This is a genomic window from Micromonospora sp. M51 (assembly GCF_018070305.1).
GTDB classification, from domain to species: Bacteria; Actinomycetota; Actinomycetes; order Mycobacteriales; family Micromonosporaceae; genus Micromonospora; species Micromonospora parva.
The window spans coordinates 1-1,304 of sequence record NZ_JAGPXZ010001146.1; the positions used below are offsets into that span (position 1 = coordinate 1).

Consider the following 1,304-nt stretch of genomic DNA (forward strand, 5'->3'; position numbering starts at 1 on the left):
GGTCAGGTGCGACAGGTGCTCGCGGGCAGTCCGGGGACGGCCACCGGCGACCGGCCGTCCGGCCGGGCCTTGCCGGCGAGCACGGCGGCCAGCGCGGTCATCGACGCCCGGCTGGAGGAGTACGTGGCCAGCAGCGTCGGTGACGTGGCGCCGGCCAGCACGTACGGGGTGTCCATGGCGACAGTGACCGCCGCGTCGGCGCGCAGGTCCTCGGCGCCGTCGCCGTAGCCCACCAGGTGCACGACAGTGCCGCCGCTGGGCTTGACCGACACCCCGGCGGCGGTCAGCGCGGCGGTGAGCGTGGCCCGGGTGCCGTCCCGACCGCCGGACGAGGTGACGGTGACCGGCCCGCGTACCTCCGCGCCGCAGGTGCCCCGCAGCACGGTGACGGCGGCGGCGGCCAGCGCCTCGGCCGCCGCCCGGTGCGCCGGGGTGTTGAGCGTGGACATCTGCGCCGCCGGCAGCTCCGCGAGCTGGAACTTCATGGTCAGCACCCGGGTTACCGCCTCGACCAGTCGGGTCCGGGGCAGTGATCCGCCGCGCAGCGCGGCGAGCAACCCGTCGTACGCCTGAGCGACGTTCGGGGTCATCAGGATGAGGTCGTTGCCGGCGTTGAGCGCCCGGACCGCCGCCTCGCCGGGAGCCCAGCGCTTCGCGGGCGGCATGTTCATCCCGTCGGTGATCACCACGCCCTTGAAGCCGAGTTGGCCGCGCAGTACGTCGGTGAGCAGCTTGTGCGAGAACGTCGCCGGGGTCCCCGGGTCGATCGCGCGCGCGTCCAGGTGACCGGACATCACTGCCATCGCGCCCGCGTCCATCCCGGCGGTGAACGGTGGCCACGCGCCGCTCTGCAACGCCGCCGCGGACTGGGTGAGCACCGGCAGATCCTGGTGCGAGTCGTCGGCGCTGTGGCCGTGCCCGGGGAAGTGCTTCAGGGTGGCCGCGACCCCGCTCGCCTGGAGGCCCCGGACCGCTCCACCCACCTGCGCGGCGGCCTGCTTCGGGTCGGCGCCGTAGGACCGGGAGCCGATCACGGTGCTGCGGGTGGCCAGCACGTCGGCCACCGGGGCGAAGTCGATGTTGATGCCCATCGCGGCCAGCTCGGTGCCGGCGGCCCGCCAGGCCGCCTCGGTGAGCTTCGGGTCACCGGCCGCGCCGGCCGCGAGGGCGCTGGGCAGCACGGTGACCCCGTCGGTCACGCGGGTGACGACGCCGTACTCCTGGTCGGTGCCGATCAGCAGCGGGGCGGGGCCGGTGGCGAGCCGACCGGCGGCGGCACGCAGGCCGGCGGTGAGCTCGTGCAC

At 75.4% G+C, this 1,304-nt stretch carries 1 protein-coding gene; it reads right to left on the reverse strand.

Features of this window, described 5'->3' with window-relative positions; translation table 11 throughout:
- Positions 1–2: 2 nt before the first annotated feature.
- On the reverse strand, positions 3–1,304 hold a 1,302-nt coding region (locus KBX53_RS33205), incomplete at its 5' end, for a glycoside hydrolase family 3 protein (protein ID WP_210863814.1).